Source organism: Streptomyces sp. NPDC006335 (assembly GCF_040612795.1).
GTDB lineage: Bacteria > Actinomycetota > Actinomycetes > Streptomycetales > Streptomycetaceae > Streptomyces.
The window spans coordinates 1-16288 of record NZ_JBEXQX010000003.1 but is presented as its reverse complement, the minus strand read 5'-3'; the positions used below and the strand labels follow the sequence as shown (position 1 = coordinate 16288).

10 protein-coding genes and 1 pseudogene are annotated in these 16288 nt (G+C 69.3%); 8 read left to right on the top strand and 3 right to left on the bottom strand.

Annotation, left to right across the window (positions count from 1 at the left end; all coding sequences use genetic code 11):
* Positions 1–24: 24 nt before the first annotated feature.
* Complete coding sequence (gene katG / locus ABZ098_RS10910; protein WP_356589438.1) at positions 25–2241, top strand: catalase/peroxidase HPI; 2217 nt, start codon at positions 25–27, stop codon at positions 2239–2241.
* A 52-nt stretch (positions 2242–2293) separates the two neighbouring features.
* Here katG and ABZ098_RS10905 read toward each other — a convergent pair whose 3' ends face one another.
* Positions 2294–3469: a pyridoxal phosphate-dependent aminotransferase gene (locus ABZ098_RS10905; RefSeq protein WP_356589436.1), complete on the bottom strand. Its 1176-nt coding sequence runs from the start codon at positions 3467–3469 to the stop codon at positions 2294–2296.
* Between the two features lie 651 nt (positions 3470–4120).
* Between ABZ098_RS10905 and ABZ098_RS10900 the strand changes: the two genes are divergently transcribed.
* From ABZ098_RS10900 to ABZ098_RS10880, 5 genes and pseudogenes are all read left to right on the top strand, one after another.
* Positions 4121–5320 carry a hypothetical protein gene (locus tag ABZ098_RS10900; protein ID WP_356589434.1) on the top strand — a complete coding sequence of 400 codons (1200 nt, stop codon included), beginning with the start codon at positions 4121–4123 and terminating at the stop codon, positions 5318–5320.
* Positions 5321–5331: 11 nt separating this feature from the next.
* Positions 5332–5922 (top strand): hemerythrin domain-containing protein, encoded by a 591-nt coding sequence (locus ABZ098_RS10895; protein ID WP_356589432.1) that lies wholly within the window; start codon positions 5332–5334, stop codon positions 5920–5922.
* A gap of 788 nt (positions 5923–6710) precedes the next feature.
* Positions 6711–9017, top strand: a complete 2307-nt coding sequence (locus tag ABZ098_RS10890; protein ID WP_356589430.1) for a beta-L-arabinofuranosidase domain-containing protein — start codon at positions 6711–6713, stop codon at positions 9015–9017.
* A gap of 160 nt (positions 9018–9177) precedes the next feature.
* Positions 9178–10599: a non-reducing end alpha-L-arabinofuranosidase family hydrolase gene (locus tag ABZ098_RS10885; protein ID WP_356589428.1), complete on the top strand. Its 1422-nt coding sequence runs from the start codon at positions 9178–9180 to the stop codon at positions 10597–10599.
* A 105-nt stretch (positions 10600–10704) separates the two neighbouring features.
* Positions 10705–10928 (top strand): annotated as a pseudogene (locus ABZ098_RS10880) (ricin-type beta-trefoil lectin domain protein); the annotation flags it as partial.
* A gap of 50 nt (positions 10929–10978) precedes the next feature.
* Here the strand turns inward: ABZ098_RS10880 and ABZ098_RS10875 are convergent.
* Both ABZ098_RS10875 and ABZ098_RS10870 read right to left on the bottom strand, forming a co-directional pair.
* On the bottom strand, positions 10979–12307 hold the full coding sequence (locus ABZ098_RS10875) for a class I SAM-dependent RNA methyltransferase (RefSeq protein WP_356589426.1): 1329 nt from the start codon (positions 12305–12307) through the stop codon (positions 10979–10981).
* Between the two features lie 69 nt (positions 12308–12376).
* Complete coding sequence (locus tag ABZ098_RS10870; protein WP_356589424.1) at positions 12377–14428, bottom strand: APC family permease; 2052 nt, start codon at positions 14426–14428, stop codon at positions 12377–12379.
* Between the two features lie 384 nt (positions 14429–14812).
* Between ABZ098_RS10870 and ABZ098_RS10865 the strand changes: the two genes are divergently transcribed.
* Together ABZ098_RS10865 and ABZ098_RS10860 are read left to right on the top strand one after the other, a co-directional pair.
* Positions 14813–15484: a TrkA family potassium uptake protein gene (locus ABZ098_RS10865; protein ID WP_007385233.1), complete on the top strand. Its 672-nt coding sequence runs from the start codon at positions 14813–14815 to the stop codon at positions 15482–15484.
* Positions 15484–16158: a TrkA family potassium uptake protein gene (locus ABZ098_RS10860; protein ID WP_020122416.1), complete on the top strand. Its 675-nt coding sequence runs from the start codon at positions 15484–15486 to the stop codon at positions 16156–16158. Before ABZ098_RS10865 ends, ABZ098_RS10860 begins: the two co-directional genes overlap by 1 nt.
* Positions 16159–16288: the final 130 nt, after the last annotated feature.

The following is a 16288-nucleotide window of genomic DNA, read 5'->3' as shown; positions in this document are numbered from 1 at the left end:
TCCACCAGTTCGGAAGGACTCAAATTGTCTGAGAACCACGACGCCATCGTCACCGACTCCAAGCCCGAGGGCACCGGTGGCTGCCCGGTCGCGCACGGGCGTGCCGCGCACCCCACCCAGGGCGGCGGCAACCGCCAGTGGTGGCCGGAGCGACTGAACCTGAAGATCCTCGCCAAGGACCCCGTCGTGGCGAACCCGCTCGGTGCGGACTTCGACTACGCCGAGGCGTTCCAGGCCCTCGACCTGGACGCGGTGAAGCGGGACATCGCCGAGGTGCTCACCACCTCCCAGGACTGGTGGCCGGCCGACTTCGGCAACTACGGCCCGCTGATGGTCCGGATGGCCTGGCACAGCGCCGGCACCTACCGCATCAGCGACGGCCGCGGCGGTGGCGGTCGTGGCCAGCAGCGCTTCGCGCCCCTGAACAGCTGGCCGGACAACGGCAACCTGGACAAGGCCCGCCGTCTGCTGTGGCCGGTCAAGAAGAAGTACGGCCAGTCCATCTCCTGGGCCGACCTGATGATCCTCACGGGCAACGTGGCGCTGGAGACGATGGGCTTCGAGACCTTCGGCTTCGGCGGCGGCCGCGCCGACGTCTGGGAGGCCGACGAGGACGTCTACTGGGGTCCCGAGACCACCTGGCTCGACGACCAGCGCTACACCGGCGACCGTGAGCTGGAGAACCCGCTCGGCGCCGTCCAGATGGGCCTCATCTACGTCAACCCCGAGGGCCCCAACGGCAACCCGGACCCGCTGGCCGCGGCCCGCGACATCCGTGAGACCTTCCGCCGCATGGCGATGAACGACGAGGAGACCGTCGCCCTCATCGCCGGTGGTCACACCTTCGGCAAGACCCACGGCGCCGGTCCCGCCGACCACGTCGGCAACGACCCCGAGGCCGCCTCCATGGAGGAGCAGGGCCTGGGCTGGAAGTCCACCTACGGCACCGGCAAGGGCGGCGACGCCATCACCTCCGGTCTCGAGGTCACCTGGACCACCAAGCCCACCCAGTGGAGCAACGACTTCTTCGACATCCTCTTCGGCTACGAGTGGGAGCTCACCGAGTCCCCCGCCGGCGCCAAGCAGTGGGTGGCCAAGGACTCCGAGGAGATCATCCCGGACGCCCACGACCCGTCGAAGAAGCGTCGGCCCACGATGCTCACCACCGACCTCTCGCTGCGCTTCGACCCGATCTACGGCGAGATCTCGAAGCGATTCCACGAGAACCCGGACCAGTTCGCGGACGCCTTCGCCCGCGCCTGGTACAAGCTGACCCACCGTGACCTGGGCCCGAAGTCCCTGTACCTCGGCCCGGAGGTCCCCGCCGAGACGCTGCTGTGGCAGGACCCGCTGCCGCAGGCCGAGGGCGAGACCATCGACGCCGCCGACATCGCGGCCCTGAAGGCCAAGGTCCTGGAGACCGGCCTCACGGTCTCGCAGCTCGTGTCCACCGCGTGGGCCTCGGCGTCGACCTTCCGCGGCAGCGACAAGCGCGGCGGTGCCAACGGCGCCCGCATCCGCCTGGAGCCGCAGCGCGGCTGGGAGGTCAACGACCCCGAGCAGCTCGCCCAGGTGCTGCGCGTCCTGGAGGGCGTCCAGGCCGAGTTCAACACCGGCGCCAAGAAGGTCTCCCTGGCCGACCTGATCGTCCTCGCGGGCGCCGCGGCGGTCGAGAAGGCCGCCAAGGACGCCGGCTACGCCGTGGAGGTCCCCTTCACCCCGGGCCGTGTGGACGCGACCGAGGAGCACACCGACGTCGAGTCCTTCGCCGCGCTTGAGCCGGTCGCGGACGGCTTCCGCAACTACGTAGGCAAGGGCAACCGTCTGCCGGCCGAGTACCTGCTGCTCGACAAGGCGAACCTGCTCACCCTGAGCGCCCCCGAAATGACCGTCCTCGTCGGTGGTCTGCGGGTCCTCGGCGCCAACCAGGGCGGCACGGCGCACGGCGTCTTCACCGACCGTCCGGGCGTCCTGAGCAACGACTTCTTCGTCAACCTGCTCGACCTGGGCACGACGTGGAAGTCCACCTCGGAGGACCAGACGGCGTTCGAGGGCCGTGACGCGGAGACCGGCAAGCTGAAGTGGACCGGCACCCGTGCCGACCTGGTCTTCGGCTCCAACTCGGAGCTGCGCGCGCTCGCCGAGGTCTACGCGAGCGACGACGCGAAGGAGAAGTTCGTGAAGGACTTCGTCGACGCGTGGGTCAAGGTCTCGAACCTGGACCGCTTCGACCTGGTCTGAGCATCCGCGTGAGGCAGGGGCCGGTCCGCTCGGACCGGCCCCTGTGCCATGTCTAGCCGAGCGTGGCGACGAACTTCCCGAGCCGCGCGATCCCCTCGCGCAGTTCCTCGGCCGAGGCCGCGTAGGACAGCCGTACGTGCGTGTCGGCGGTGCCCACCCCGAAGTCCCGCCCGGGCGTGAGCGCCACCTGCGCCTCCTGAAGCGCCCGGCCGCAGAACTCCCACGAGGTGAGCCCGGTACCGCTCACGTCGAAGTAGACGTAGAACGCCCCGTCGGGCTCCACGGGCACCGGCAGCCCGATCTGCGCGAGCCCGTCGAGGACGAGGGCCCGCCGCCGCCCGAACTCGGCCCGCCGCTCCTCGCACACCGCGAGCGACTCGGGTGTGAAGCACGCGAGCGCGGCGTACTGGGCCGGGGTGGACGCGCAGATCATGTAGTTCTGGGCCAGCCGCTCCAGCGCGGGCACCAGCGCCTCGGGCACCACGCACCAGCCCAGCCGCCAGCCGGTCATCCCGAAGTACTTCGAGAAGCTGTTGATCACGACGGCTTCCGGGTCGTACGACAGCACACTGCGCGGTGGCCGCCCCTGCTCGTCGTGGTCGCCGAGGTCGAGGTAGATCTCGTCGACGATCCGCCACGCGTCCCGCTCCCGGGCGAGCTCGCAGATGGCCGCCAGCTCCTCGGCCGGGACGGAGGTGCCGGTCGGGTTGGAGGGGCTCGCGACCATGATCCCGCGAGTGCGGTCCGTCCAGTACGACCGCACGGAGGCCGTGTCCAACTGGTACCGCGACCCGGCGCTGGTGGGCACGAGCGTGACCCGCGCCCCGAAGCTCTCGGCGATCTGCCGGTTGCAGGGGTACGAGGGGTCGGCGATGAGCACCTCGTCCCCGGGGTCGACGAGGGCGGCGGCACCCAGCACCAGCGCGGCCGACGCCCCGGCGGTCACGACGACCCGGCCCGGATCGACGTCGACACCGTGCCGCTCCCCGTAGAACCGCGCTATGGCGAGGCGCAGTTCGAGCAGCCCGAGCGCCCCCGTGTAGCTCATCGGCCTGCTGCCCACGGCGTCCCGCATCGCGTCGATCACGGCCGGCGGCGCCCCGAAGTCCGGCTCCCCCAGGCTGAGCTTGACGACGTGCCGCCCCTCGGCCTCCAGCACCGCGGCATGCTTGCCGAACTCCATGGCGTAGAACGGCGCGACGGACTGGGCACGGTGCGAGATCCTCATACGACGGGCCTCCCGGGGGTCACTTGTCGAGGGGTCCAGCATGACCACGCACGGCATGCGGTGGGTCATCGGGACGGGCGCTTCGAGGACACGACGCACATCCCGCGGAGAGCTCTGCGCCGTCGCGCGCGGATCCCGGTCGACGCCCTGACCACAGGCTACGCGGTGGTCGACGTGCGGCCGGACCGTGGTGACGGGAGGGGCCCGAGGAGGTCCGCCTGCGACGAGCGGCTCCGTGCGGCTGCCGGACGGACCGGTGTGGCCGGCAGCCCCGTGGCGACGGATAGCCGCGACCACCGACCACCGACCTGTGACCTTCGGCCTGCGACCGTCCGAGCCCACCTCACCGGCCGGTCCAACAGCGCGGTAGGGGTCTCCACCGCGCGGAGGACCACCCGGTGCGCCCGCTCCCGTCCTGCACACTTCACCGGCCGCGCGAACGATCACCCCGTGGCGCCCGATCCCGTCCTGCACACTCCACCGGCCCTGTCATCCCGGGCTGGCCCGGTCGTGGGAACAGCACCCTCGTCGGACGCGAGCGGTGGCTGAAAGCTAGTGGTGCCGGTGAGACTCGAAGGCGGACCTGTGCTCGTCGTCCGTGGCGGGACACCCGCCGGCGTGCGAGTCGCCCGCCCCCAGGAGGCAACCGCCATGACCTTCAACCCACTCGAGCAGCGGGGCATCCCGCTCGACCGCCAGTTGCGCAGCTGGCGTGAGCTGAACGTGCAGCCGATCGATCCGGACCGGTGCGACCCCTACACCCGGTGCCGCATCATCACGATGAACGGCATCGAGGTGGAGGCGATCCTCTTCAGCCACCAGCTCGCCCGGAACACGGTCGACCCGGAGGTCAAACAGCAGCTCGCCCGCACCCGCTACATCGAGGCCCAGCAGCAGAAGGTCGTGAACTGGCTGCTCCCCGGCGTCTCCTCGGTCCTGGAGACGACCATCGCCTACGAGCAGGTCGCCGTGGACCTCACCGCCTGGGTGGCCCGGATGGAACCCGATCCGTATCTGCGGCAGGCGTACCAGTTCGGCGTCCTGGAGGACTTCGACCACCTGTACCGCTACGCCAACCTCTACGAGATGATCGAGCACCGCAAGGCCGAGTCGATCGTCGACAGCCTCACCGAGGTGATGCCGGGCCGGCCCACGCGGTACCACCACCGGGACCCGGTCGACAACGTCCGCGACGCGTACGACAAGGACGCGACCGACCCCCTGTCGAAGCTGCACGCGCTGACGATCATGTCGGCCGAACAGCAGACCATGAACTTCTACATGAACACCGGCCCCACCTACATGGAGCCCATCGCCCGCCAGCTCTACCAGGAGATCGGGCTGATCGAGGAAGAGCACGTCACCCACTACGAGTCGCTCGTCGACCCGGGCGAGACGTGGTGGGAGCAGCTCGTCAACCACGAGTACAACGAGTGCTACCTGTACTACTCGTTCATGGAGCAGGAGAGCGACCCCAGGGTGAAGTCGATCTGGGAGCTGCACCTCAACATGGAGCTGGAGCACCTGCACACCGCCTGCGACCTCATGCGCCGCCACGACGGACGCGACCCGGAGGAGGTCCTGGCACCGGAGCTGCCGAACGTGCTCACCTTCGAGCCGAACAAGCAGTACGTGCGCGAGCTGCTGGACACGCAGATGGACCTCACCACTCTCGGCGCCGGCTATGTGCGGGAGGCGCACGAGCGGTTCGAGAAGATGCAGGAACAGATCCACGGCGGCGAAGCCCCGCCGAGCGACCGGATCATGGCCGAACACGACGCCATGTTCGGTCGCGAGTACCGCGTCCAGACCGAGGGCGAGCACCCCGACCCCGCCCAGCGCGAGAAGTGAGGCGGCCCCAGATGACCGAGCTCCGGACGCCCCGGGCGGGCGACGACCACGCGCCCGACATCGACGTGGTGGCCCTGCTCATGCGCCAGCACGGCGACATCCGCAATCTCTTCGACGAGGTCGAGCAGAGCGAGGGCGAGGAGCGCCGGGACGCCTTCCGGCGCCTGGTCCGGCTGTTGGCCGTGCACGAGACCGCCGAGGAAGAAGTCGTGCACCCCTTCGTCCGCATGGCGGTCCAGGGCGGTCAACAGGTCGTCAAGGACCGCCTGGCGGAGGAGAAGTCAGCGAAGGAGACCCTCGCCGCCCTGGACGACATGGACACCGACGACCCCGAGTTCATGCCCAGGCTGGTGCGGTTGCGGACCGAGGTGCAGGAGCACGCGCGGGCGGAGGAGCGCTACGAGTTCTCCCACATCCGCCGCAGCACGGACGTCACGAACCTCGCCGCCATGGCCAAAGCCGTCAAGGCCGCCGAGGCGATGGCTCCCACTCGGCCCCACCCCGGTGTCGAGTCCGCCACCGCCAACATGGCCCTCGGTCCGGTGGCCGCCCTCATGGACCGCACCAAGGACGCCGTCCGCAAGGCCATGGGCAAGGGCTGACCTGCCCGGCGCCCCCGCCGCGAGCTGCGTCCGTCCGCGCATCCGTCAGCCTTCCGCTCCGTGGGCGTGCCTGCGGGGCAGGGGGCCGACGTGGGCGTGGCGGCCAGTTGATCAGACGCCGCCGAGCCGGTCGACCGGCTGCATCCCAGCGCCGGTTGGCTGAAGAACCCTCCCCTCTCTGCTCAATCTTCCTCCGGGCGCGGCCAGTCCGCGCGATTGCTCGATATATCGATCAGCGTGCGGAACTTCGAGCAGAAGATAAGTTTGGGCCGCGGCTTCGTCAACGTTTCCGACGAGTACTGTCCGGCGCATTTCGCGCCGCCCGGACACCGAAGAAGCAGCCCTGTCACACACGTTGACTTCCGCGCGGGAAACCCTTTACGTTCGGCGCCGACCCTGTCCGGCAATTCGACCCGTGTTCGGAATATCGGTCATTCGCGGTGCGAGAGCGGCCTCGCCTCCGGAAGGAACCCACCCCCCATGCCCCGAACCGCGCGCTTTCCGGCACCACCCTTCGCCCGCTGCCACCGAGCTGGGCGACGGCACCTGCGTTCGTCCCATTCCCCCGGGCGACGTGAGCGACTGGGACTGCGTCCGGGTCCGCTCTGACTACTACGGAATCACCGGCACGTTCGAGTTCTGACCGCCGACGGCCGGACCCGCCAGTGGCAGTTGCACCGGCAGACCGGGGGCGAGTTCGTCCTGGGCAACCGCAGCAGCGGAAAGGTCCGCGTCCCGCCGGGTGTCAACGACCGAGCAATCGCTTCCTCGTCATCGAAAGGTGCAAGATGTCTTCCTTCGTCAGCAGACGGCGACTGCTGCAAGTAGCCGGGGCCACGGTCGCCGCATCCGCAACGGAATCCTTCATGGGCGCGTCTCCCGCGCAGGCGGCCGTTCCTCCCGCAAGAGCCGACATCGGGGCCCTGGCGCACCCCTTCGAACTCGCCCAGGTCCGGCTCACCGCAAGCCGCTGGCTGGACAACCAGAACCGAACGCAGAACTATCTGCGGTTCGTCGACGTCGACCGGCTGCTCTACAACTTCCGCGCCAACCACCGGCTCTCCACCAACGGCGCCGCCGCCACCGGCGGTTGGGACGCGCCGGACTTCCCCTTCCGCACCCACGTCCAAGGGCACTTCCTCACGGCCTGGGCACAGCTGTACGCCGTGAGCGGGGACACCGTCTGCCGGGACAAGGCGACCCACATGGTCGCGGAGTTGGCCAAATGCCAGGCCAACAACGGCGCCGCCGGTTTCAACGCCGGGTACCTCTCCGGCTACCCCGAGTCCGATTTCACCGCGCTCGAACAGCGGACCCTGAGCAATGGCAACGTGCCGTACTACACCATCCACAAGACCCTCGCCGGCCTGCTGGACGTATGGCGCCACATCGGCAGCACACAGGCCCGTGACGTGCTGCTCGCCCTGGCCGGATGGGTCGACTGGCGCACGGGCAGGCTGAGCGGCCAGCAGATGCAGACCATGCTGCAGACCGAGTTCGGCGGCATGAACACCGTGCTGACCGACCTCTACCAGCAGACGGGCGACGCGCGGTGGCTCACCGTCGCCCGGCGGTTCGACCACGCCGCGGTGTTCGACCCCCTGGCATCCGGCCAGGACCAGCTCAGCGGACTGCACGCCAACACCCAGGTGCCCAAGTGGATCGGGGCAGCCCGGGAGTACAAGGCCACCGGCACGACCCGCTACCGGGACATCGCCACCAACGCCTGGAACCTCACCGTCAACGCGCACACCTACGCCATCGGCGGCAACAGCCAGGCGGAGCACTTCCGCGCGCCGAACGCCATCGCCGGCTATCTGAACAAGGACACGTGCGAAAGCTGCAACACCTTCAACATGCTCACCCTCACCCGGGAGTTGTACGCGCTGGATCCCAACCGGGCCGCGCTGTTCGACTACTACGAGCAGGCGTGGCTCAACCAGATGATCGGCCAGCAGAACCCGGCCGACGACCACGGCCACGTCACCTACTTCACCCCCCTCAATCCGGGCGGCCGCCGCGGTGTGGGCCCGGCGTGGGGCGGCGGCACCTGGAGCACCGACTACGGCACCTTCTGGTGCTGCCAGGGAACGGGCCTGGAGATGCACACCAGGCTGATGGACTCCATCTACTTCCGCAGTGACGACACCCTGATCGTGAACCTGTTCGTGCCCTCGGTGCTCAACTGGTCGCAGCGTGGCATCACGGTCACCCAGACCACGACGTACCCCGTCAGCGACACCACGACCCTTCAGGTCACCGGCAACGTCAGCGGTACCTGGGCAATGCGCATCCGCGTCCCGGGCTGGACGACCGGGGCCACCATCAGTGTCAACGGCGTCGCGCAGAACATCGCCACCAACCCCGGCAGCTACGCCACCCTGACCCGCTCCTGGACCTCCGGCGACACGGTCACCGTCCGTCTGCCCATGCGGGTCGTCATGCGAGCGGCCAACGACAACCCGAACGTCGCCGCGATCACCTACGGCCCCGTGGTCCTGTCCGGCAACTACGGTGACGCCGGGCTCAGTTCCCTCCCGTCGCTGACCACGTCCTCGATCACCCGGACCAGCAGCGGTTCGCTCGCCTTCACCGCGACCGCCAACGGCTCCACCGTCAACCTGGGCCCGTTCCACGACGCGCACGGCCACAACTACACCGTCTACTGGAACACCGGCGGCACCGTCCGGCTCACCAACGTGGGCAGCGGTCTCGTGCTGGGCATCCAGAACATGTCCACGGCCGACGGTGGCCGCGCCCTGCTGTGGAACGACTCGGGCACCGCCGACCACGACTGGCAGATGATCGCCGACGGAAACGCGGTCCGCTTCCGCAACGCCCACAGCGGCAAGGTGCTCGGCGTCCTGAACATGTCGACGGCGGACGGCGCGACCGTCCTGCAGTGGTCGGACAACGGCACCGCCGACCACCGGTGGACGCTGCTCGACCAGGGAGACGGAACCTACAAGATCCGCAACGAGAACAGCGGCAAGTTGCTCGCCATCGCCAACAACTCCACCGCCGTGGGTGCGTTCGCGGTCCAGGACTCGGACGACGGCACTGCCGACAACCGGTGGCGCATCGTGAGGAACTAGGCCGCGAGGAAGCACATCGGTCTCCATCCTCCGTCGCGCTCGATCCTTCGACCTTCGTTCGATATCGAGAACACATCGAGAACACGACGAGGTCGAGGCGCAACACACCGACAGTCCGGACAGCCCCTGAAGGGGCCGAACCGGTGACGCTCACTCACGAATGAGGCCCGCATTGCGCAGACTACGTTTCAGCCGCGGTCATCTGTCCGTGGTGCTCGCGGCCCTGGTCGCGTCGGCGGCGACGCTCGTCGCCGATCCGGCTCAGGCGGCCACCACCGGCACCGTACGCGGTGTCGGCAGCGGCCGGTGTCTCGAGGTACCGGGTGGCGCCCAGACCGAAGGCACGAACGTGCAGGTCTGGGACTGCCACGGCGGGACCAACCAGCAGTGGACGCTGACGGACAACAACCAGCTGACCGTGTACGGCAACAAGTGCCTGGACGTCCCGGGCCACGCGACCACGGCCGGCACCCGGCCGGTGATCTGGTCCTGCAACGGCGGAACCAACCAGCAGTGGCGGGTCAACTCCGACGGCACGATCGTCGCCGTGGAGTCCGGCCTGTGCCTGGACGTGTCGGGCGGCGCCACGGCCAACGGCACGGCCGTGCAGCTCTGGAACTGCAGCGGAGGCACCAACCAGAAGTGGACCGGCCCGTCCGGGACGCCCAACTCGTGTGCTCTTCCGTCGACATACCGGTGGACGTCGACCGGTCCGCTGGCGCAGCCGGCGAACGGCTGGGTGGCGCTCAAGGACTTCACCACCGTGACTTACAACGGCCAGCACCTGGTCTACGCGACCGTCTCCGACGGATCGTCGTGGGGTGCGATGACGTTCCGGCCCTTCACGAACTGGCCGGACATGGCCTCGGCCGGCCAGACCAGGATCAGCGGGTCGGCGGTGGCGCCCAAACTCTTCTACTTCGCGCCCAAGAAGATCTGGGTGCTGGTCTCGAACGGGTGGGGCACCGCCTGGCCCTTCACCTACCGCACGTCCAGCGACCCCACCAACCCCAACGGCTGGTCCGCGCCGCAGGAGCTGTTCACCGGCAGCCTCCCCACCGGCGGCCCGATCGACCCGACCGTGATCGCCGACGACCAGAACATGTACCTGTTCTTCGCCAACGACAAGGGCGGCATCTTCAAGTCGACCATGCCGATCGGGAACTTCCCGGGCAGCTTCGGCTCGTCGTACACGACGGTCATGACCGACACGGAGAAGAACCTGTTCGAGGCGCCGGAGGTCTACAAGGTCCAGGGCCAGAACCAGTACCTCATGATCGTCGAGGCTCGGGGAGCGACCGAGCAACGATTCTTCCGCTCGTTCACGGCCTCCAGCCTGAACGGCCCGTGGACCCCGCAGGCCGCCACCGAGTCCAACCCCTTCGCCGGCAAGGCCAACAGCGGTGCCACCTGGACCAACGACATCAGCCACGGCGACCTGGTCCGCAACAACCCCGACCAGACCATGACCATCGACCCCTGCAACCTGCAGTTCCTCTACCAGGGCAGGGATCCCAACGCGACCAACCCCGACTACCTGAAGCTGCCGTACCGGCCGGGTCTGCTCACCCTTCAGCGCTGACCTGCGTGCACACGATCACCAGCTCGTGACCTAGCCCCTTGAGAGAGGCAGACCGCACTGACGCTCCCCGCCACCGCCGACGCGACCGCCGGACACCAGGCCCCCCAGGTGACCGGCGGCAGCCCCCTGGCCCCCCCGACGCACGCCTGCGCGGTACCGGGGCCGGCCGCTGCCTGGACGTGGGCCGTGCCACCACGGCGTCCGGAACCAAGACGCTGATCTGGGACTGCCACACCGCCGCCGACCAGCTGCGGACCACCTGGGCCGGCGGCGAGATCCGCGTCTACGGCGACAAGTGCTCGGACGCCTCCGACCAGGGCACCACCAATGATCTCCCGGACTGACCGCGGGCCACCCTCCTGGCGAAGGGCAAGGGAGGTCAGACCCCCTTTGCAGCAGGCTCCAAAATCGCCACGCACTCCATGTGATGCGTCATCGGAAACAGATCGAACACCCGAAGCGTCCGCACCCGGTACCCCCCGTCCCGGAAGTACCCCAGGTCCCGAGCCAGCGCGGCCGGATCGCAGGCGACGTACGCGATCCTGCGCGCCCCCAGCGACGACAGGTGCTCGACCGTCTTCCGCCCGGCCCCCGCCCGCGGCGGGTCGAGGACGATGAGGTCGACCTCGGTGATGCCGGTGCGCGGCAGAACGCTCTCCACCTTGCCCTGCTCGATGCGGACCCGCTCGAAGGAGGCAAGGTTGTGCCGGGCATCCTCGACCGCGCGCTTGCCGGACTCGATGCCGAGGACCGCGCCCTTGTCGCCGAGGCGGTCGGCCAGCGCGCCCGCGAACAGCCCGACCCCGCAGTACAGGTCGAGCGCCATCTCGCCCTTGCGCGGCAGCAGGCCCTGCATGACGGCCTTGACCAGGGTGTCGGCGGCCTGCGGGTGGACCTGCCAGAAGCCGCCGCTGCCCACCCGGTGGGTGCGGCCGTCGGCCCGCTCGCGCACGAAGGCCCGGCCGTGGACGCGGTGGATGCCGCCGTCCTTCTCCTCGACGCGCATCACGGAGACGGGCTTGTCGAGTTCGACGAGGGGCAGGCGGGCGCCGGGACGGGGCTCCAGGATGACCATGCGGTCCTGGGAGCCGGTGGCCGCGATCGCCTCGACCGACGCCATCCCGGACCAGTCGCGCTCCTCGATGCCCAGCTCGCTGACGCCCGGCGCCGCGATCATGCAGTGCTCGATCGGCTCGACCTCGTGCGAACGGTGGCGGCGCAGACCGGCGTTGCCGTCGGCGTCCACCGCGTACTGCACGCGGGTGCGCCAGGCGGGCACCTCGCCCGCCGGCAGCTTGTCCCCCTCGGCCGGCATCACCGTGCCGTCCCAGCCGGCCTCCTCGGGGGTGAGACCGGCGAGCCGCTTGAGCTGCTCGGCGACCACCTCGCCCTTGAGGCGCCGCTGGGCGCCCGGCTTCGCGTGCTGCCAGTCGCAGCCGCCGCAGCGGCCCGGCCCGGCGTAGGGGCAGGGCGCCTCGATGCGGTCCTTGGAGGCCGAAAGGATCTCCACGGCATCGGCACGCAGGAACCGCGCGCCCTCCTCGCCCTCGGTGACCTTGGCCACGACCCGCTCACCGGGCAGGGTGTGCCGGACGAAGAGCACCTGGCCGTCCTCCGTGCGGGCGATGCAGTGCCCGCCGTGGGCGACGGGGCCGACCTCGACCTCGAACTCCAGCCCCACCAGCGATTTCTTCGGTTCTGCCTGCATGGCGGGGTGACTCCACAACGTCAAGGGAAGAGGCGGGACGACAACCCACCAGGACAACAGCCCACCAGTCTACTTCGGCGCCGACGACTCCTTCGCCCGGTCCACGGCGGCCGGACCGCGCCGCACCGAACCCGGCGCGTTCCACTCCTGCCGCCTGCGGGCCCGCAGCTTCGCCGCCTCCGAGGACTGGAGCTGGTACGGCACCGAGGTCACCATGACCCCCGGCGTGAACAGCAGCCGGCCCTTGAGCCTGAGCGCGCTCTGGTTGTGCAGCAGATGCTCGTACCAGTGGCCGACCACGTACTCGGGGATGATCACGGAGACGGCGTCGCGCGGCGACTCCTTCCTGAGCCCCTTGACGTAGTCGATGATCGGCCGCGTGATCTCGCGGTACGGGGAGTCCAGCACCTTCAGCGGTACGTCGATCCCGCGCCGCTCCCACTCGGCGCGCAGTGCCTTGGTCTCGGCGGGGTCGACGTTGACGCTCAGGGCCTCCAGGGAGTCCGAGCGCATCAGCTTGGCGTACGCCAGGGCCCGCAACGCCGGGCGGTGGATCTTGGAGATCAGGACGACGGAGTGGACCCGGGAGGGGCGCAGGCTGTCGTCGCTGGGGCCCTCGGGCGCCGCGATCTCCTCGGCGACCCGGTCGTAGTGCTTACGGATCGCCGTCATCGTCGCGTAGAAGATGCACATGCCGAGCAGGGCCACCCAGGCGCCGTGGGTGAACTTGGTGACCAGGACGACGACCAGGACGAGCCCGGTGAAGAAGGCGCCGAAGGCGTTGATCGCCCGGGAGCGGATCATGTGGCTGCGCTTCGCGGCGTCCTTCTCGGTGGCCAGGTGGCGGTTCCAGTGCCGGACCATGCCGGTCTGGCTGAGCGTGAAGGACACGAACACGCCGACGATGTACAGCTGGATGAGCCGGGTCGAGTCGGCGCCGTAGATCCACACCAGGAGTCCGGCCGCGCCGGCCAGCAGCACGATGCCGTTGGAGAAGGCGAGGCGGTCGCCTCGGGTGTGGAGCTGGCGCGGGAGGTAGCGGTCCTGGGCGAGGATCGAGCCGAGCAGCGGGAAGCCGTTGTAGGCGGTGTTCGCGGCGAGGAACAGCACCAGCGCGGTGGCCGCGGCCAGCACGACGAACAGGAAGCTGCCCTTGCCGAAGACGGCCTCGGCGACCTGGGAGATCACCGGGTTCTGCACGTAGTCCGGGCCGACCGCGGCGCCGTTCTTGAGGAGGTCGACCGCCGGGTTCTCCGCCATGCGGACCTTGGTGACCATGGCCAGCACGATGATCCCGCAGAACATGGTGACGGCCAGCAGGCCCATCGCCGCGAGCGTGGTCGCCGCGTTCTTGGACTTGGGCTTGCGGAACGCCGGCACGCCGTTGGAGATCGCCTCGACACCGGTGAGCGCGGCACAGCCGGAGGAGAAGGCGCGCAGCATCAGGAAGACGAGGGCGAAACCGGCCAGCCCCTGGTGCTCGGCCTTGATGTGGTACTGCGCCGTCGGCGCCCGCATGGTGTCGTCCAGCACCAGGCCGCGGAACGATCCCCAGGCGATCATGACGAAGACGCCCGCGACGAAGACGTAGGTCGGGATCGCGAAGAGCGAGCCGGACTCCTTGACCCCGCGCAGGTTCATCAGGGTCAGCAGGACGATCACGGCGATCGCGCAGAACACCTTGTGCTCGACCACGAAGGGGATCGCGGAGCCGAGGTTCTCGATGCCGGAGGCGATGGAGACGGCGACCGTGAGGACGTAGTCGACGAGCAGGGCGCTGGCGACCGTGAGGCCGGCCTTGGGGCCGAGGTTGGTGTTGGCCACCTCGTAGTCGCCGCCGCCGCTCGGGTACGCGTGCACGTTCTGCCGGTAGGAGGCGACCACCGTGAACATCAGCACGACGACCGCCACGGCGATCCAGGGGCTGAAGTGGTACGCCGACACACCCGCGATGGACAGGACCAGCAGCACCTCGCCGGGCGCGTACGCCACGGAGGACAGCGGGTCGGAGGCGAACACGGGAAGGGCGATGCGCTTCGGCAGGAGCGTTTCCCCGAGCCGATCACTGCGCAGTGCGCGCCCGATGAGAATCCGTTTGGGCACGTCGGTCAGTTTGGACACAACAGAGAAGCGTAAGCGTTCGAACGGGCGAACAACCACCCGGCACCCCGCATCTGCTCTCCGGGTGAAATCGGCCCCCTCCCCGGCTACGGATTCCGGGGGCGGCCGGCTCCGCATGCCTATATGACAAGACCCCCGCCCCCCTACCGCCTCCGGAGCTTTTCATGCACACGACCCCAGAGCTGATCGGCGCCGCGGCCACCCTCGTCGGCCTCGGATTCCTGACTCTCGCGAGCCTCCGCAGCATCAGCCGCCGCTGATCGTCACGAGTCAGGGGCAACCGTGCACAGGGGTGCCGTCGTCCTACCGCGCGTGTGTAGCTTGGGCCTCGGTCTGAGACCCTGATGTGGCTGAGCAGTAACTGTTGACACCGGAAGGACGGTCGTGCACATCGTCATCATGGGCTGCGGGAGAGTGGGTTCCGCTCTCGCCCAGACCCTGGAGCAACAGGGGCACACGGTCGCCGTGATCGACCAGGACCCCACCGCCTTCCGACGACTGGGCTCCGGTTTCGGTGGTCGTCGTGTGACCGGAGTCGGCTTCGACCAGGACACCCTGCGCGAGGCGGGCATCGAGGAGGCCGGCGCCTTCGCCGCGGTCTCCAGCGGCGACAACTCCAACATCATCGCCGCGCGCGTGGCCCGCGAGATGTTCGGCATCGAGAACGTCGCGGCGCGCATCTACGACCCCCGGCGTGCCGAGGTCTACCAGCGCCTGGGCATCCCGACCGTGGCCACGGTCCGCTGGACGGCGGACCAGATGCTGCGCCGGCTGCTGCCCTCGGGTGCGGAGCCGTTGTGGCGCGATCCCACCGGTGGGGTCCAGTTGGCCGAGGTGCACGCCTCGACCGCCTGGGTCGGCCACAAGATCAGCAAGATGCAGGAGGAGACGGGCGTCCGGGTGGCGTTCCTGACCCGCCTCGGCGAGGCGATCCTGCCCACCTCGCAGACGGTGCTGCAAGAGGGCGACCTGGTCCACGTGATGATGCGCACGGACGACATCGAGAAGGTCGAGGCGTCCTTCGCCGAGGGCCCCGAAGAGGAGGGCGGTCACTGATGAGGGTCGCCATTGCCGGTGCCGGTGCGGTCGGCCGCTCGATCGCGGGCGAACTGCTGGAGAACGGCCACGAGGTCCTTCTCATCGACAAGGCGCCGACCGCCATCTCGGTCGAGCGCGTCCCGCAGGCGGAGTGGCTGCTCGCCGACGCCTGCGAGATCACCTCCCTGGACGAGGCCGCGCTCCAGCGCTGCAACGTCGTGATCGCCGCGACCGGCGACGACAAGGTCAACCTGGTCGTCTCCCTGCTGGCGAAGACGGAGTACGGCGTCCCGCGGGTCGTCGCCCGGGTGAACAACCCGAAGAACGAGTGGCTGTTCAACGAGTCCTGGGGCGTGGACGTCGCCGTCTCCACCCCGCGCCTGATGTCCGCCCTGGTCGAGGAGGCGGTGAGCGTCGGCGACCTGGTCCGCCTGCTCCGCTTCAGCCACGGCGACGCGAACCTGGTCGAGCTGACCCTGCCGGAGGAGTCGGCGCTGGCCGGCACGACGGTCGGCGACGTGGAGTGGCCCGAGGACACCTCCCTGGTCACCATCATCCGCGGCACGCGTGTCCTCACCCCGTCCCGGGAGGACTCCCTGGAGGCGGGCGACGAACTCCTCTTCGTGGCCGCCCAGGCCCGCGAGGAACAGCTGGAGGACCTGCTGTCGGTCCGCAAGGAAGAAGCCTCTTAGGCGGTACGACGACGGAGGGCGCCCCGCACACGCGGGGTGATCCTGATCGTCCTCACGATCTTCGTGATGGGAACCCTGGCCCGCTGGCGAGCGGTCCGCGCGCGGACGAGAGCGGAGAAACTGGCGGCAC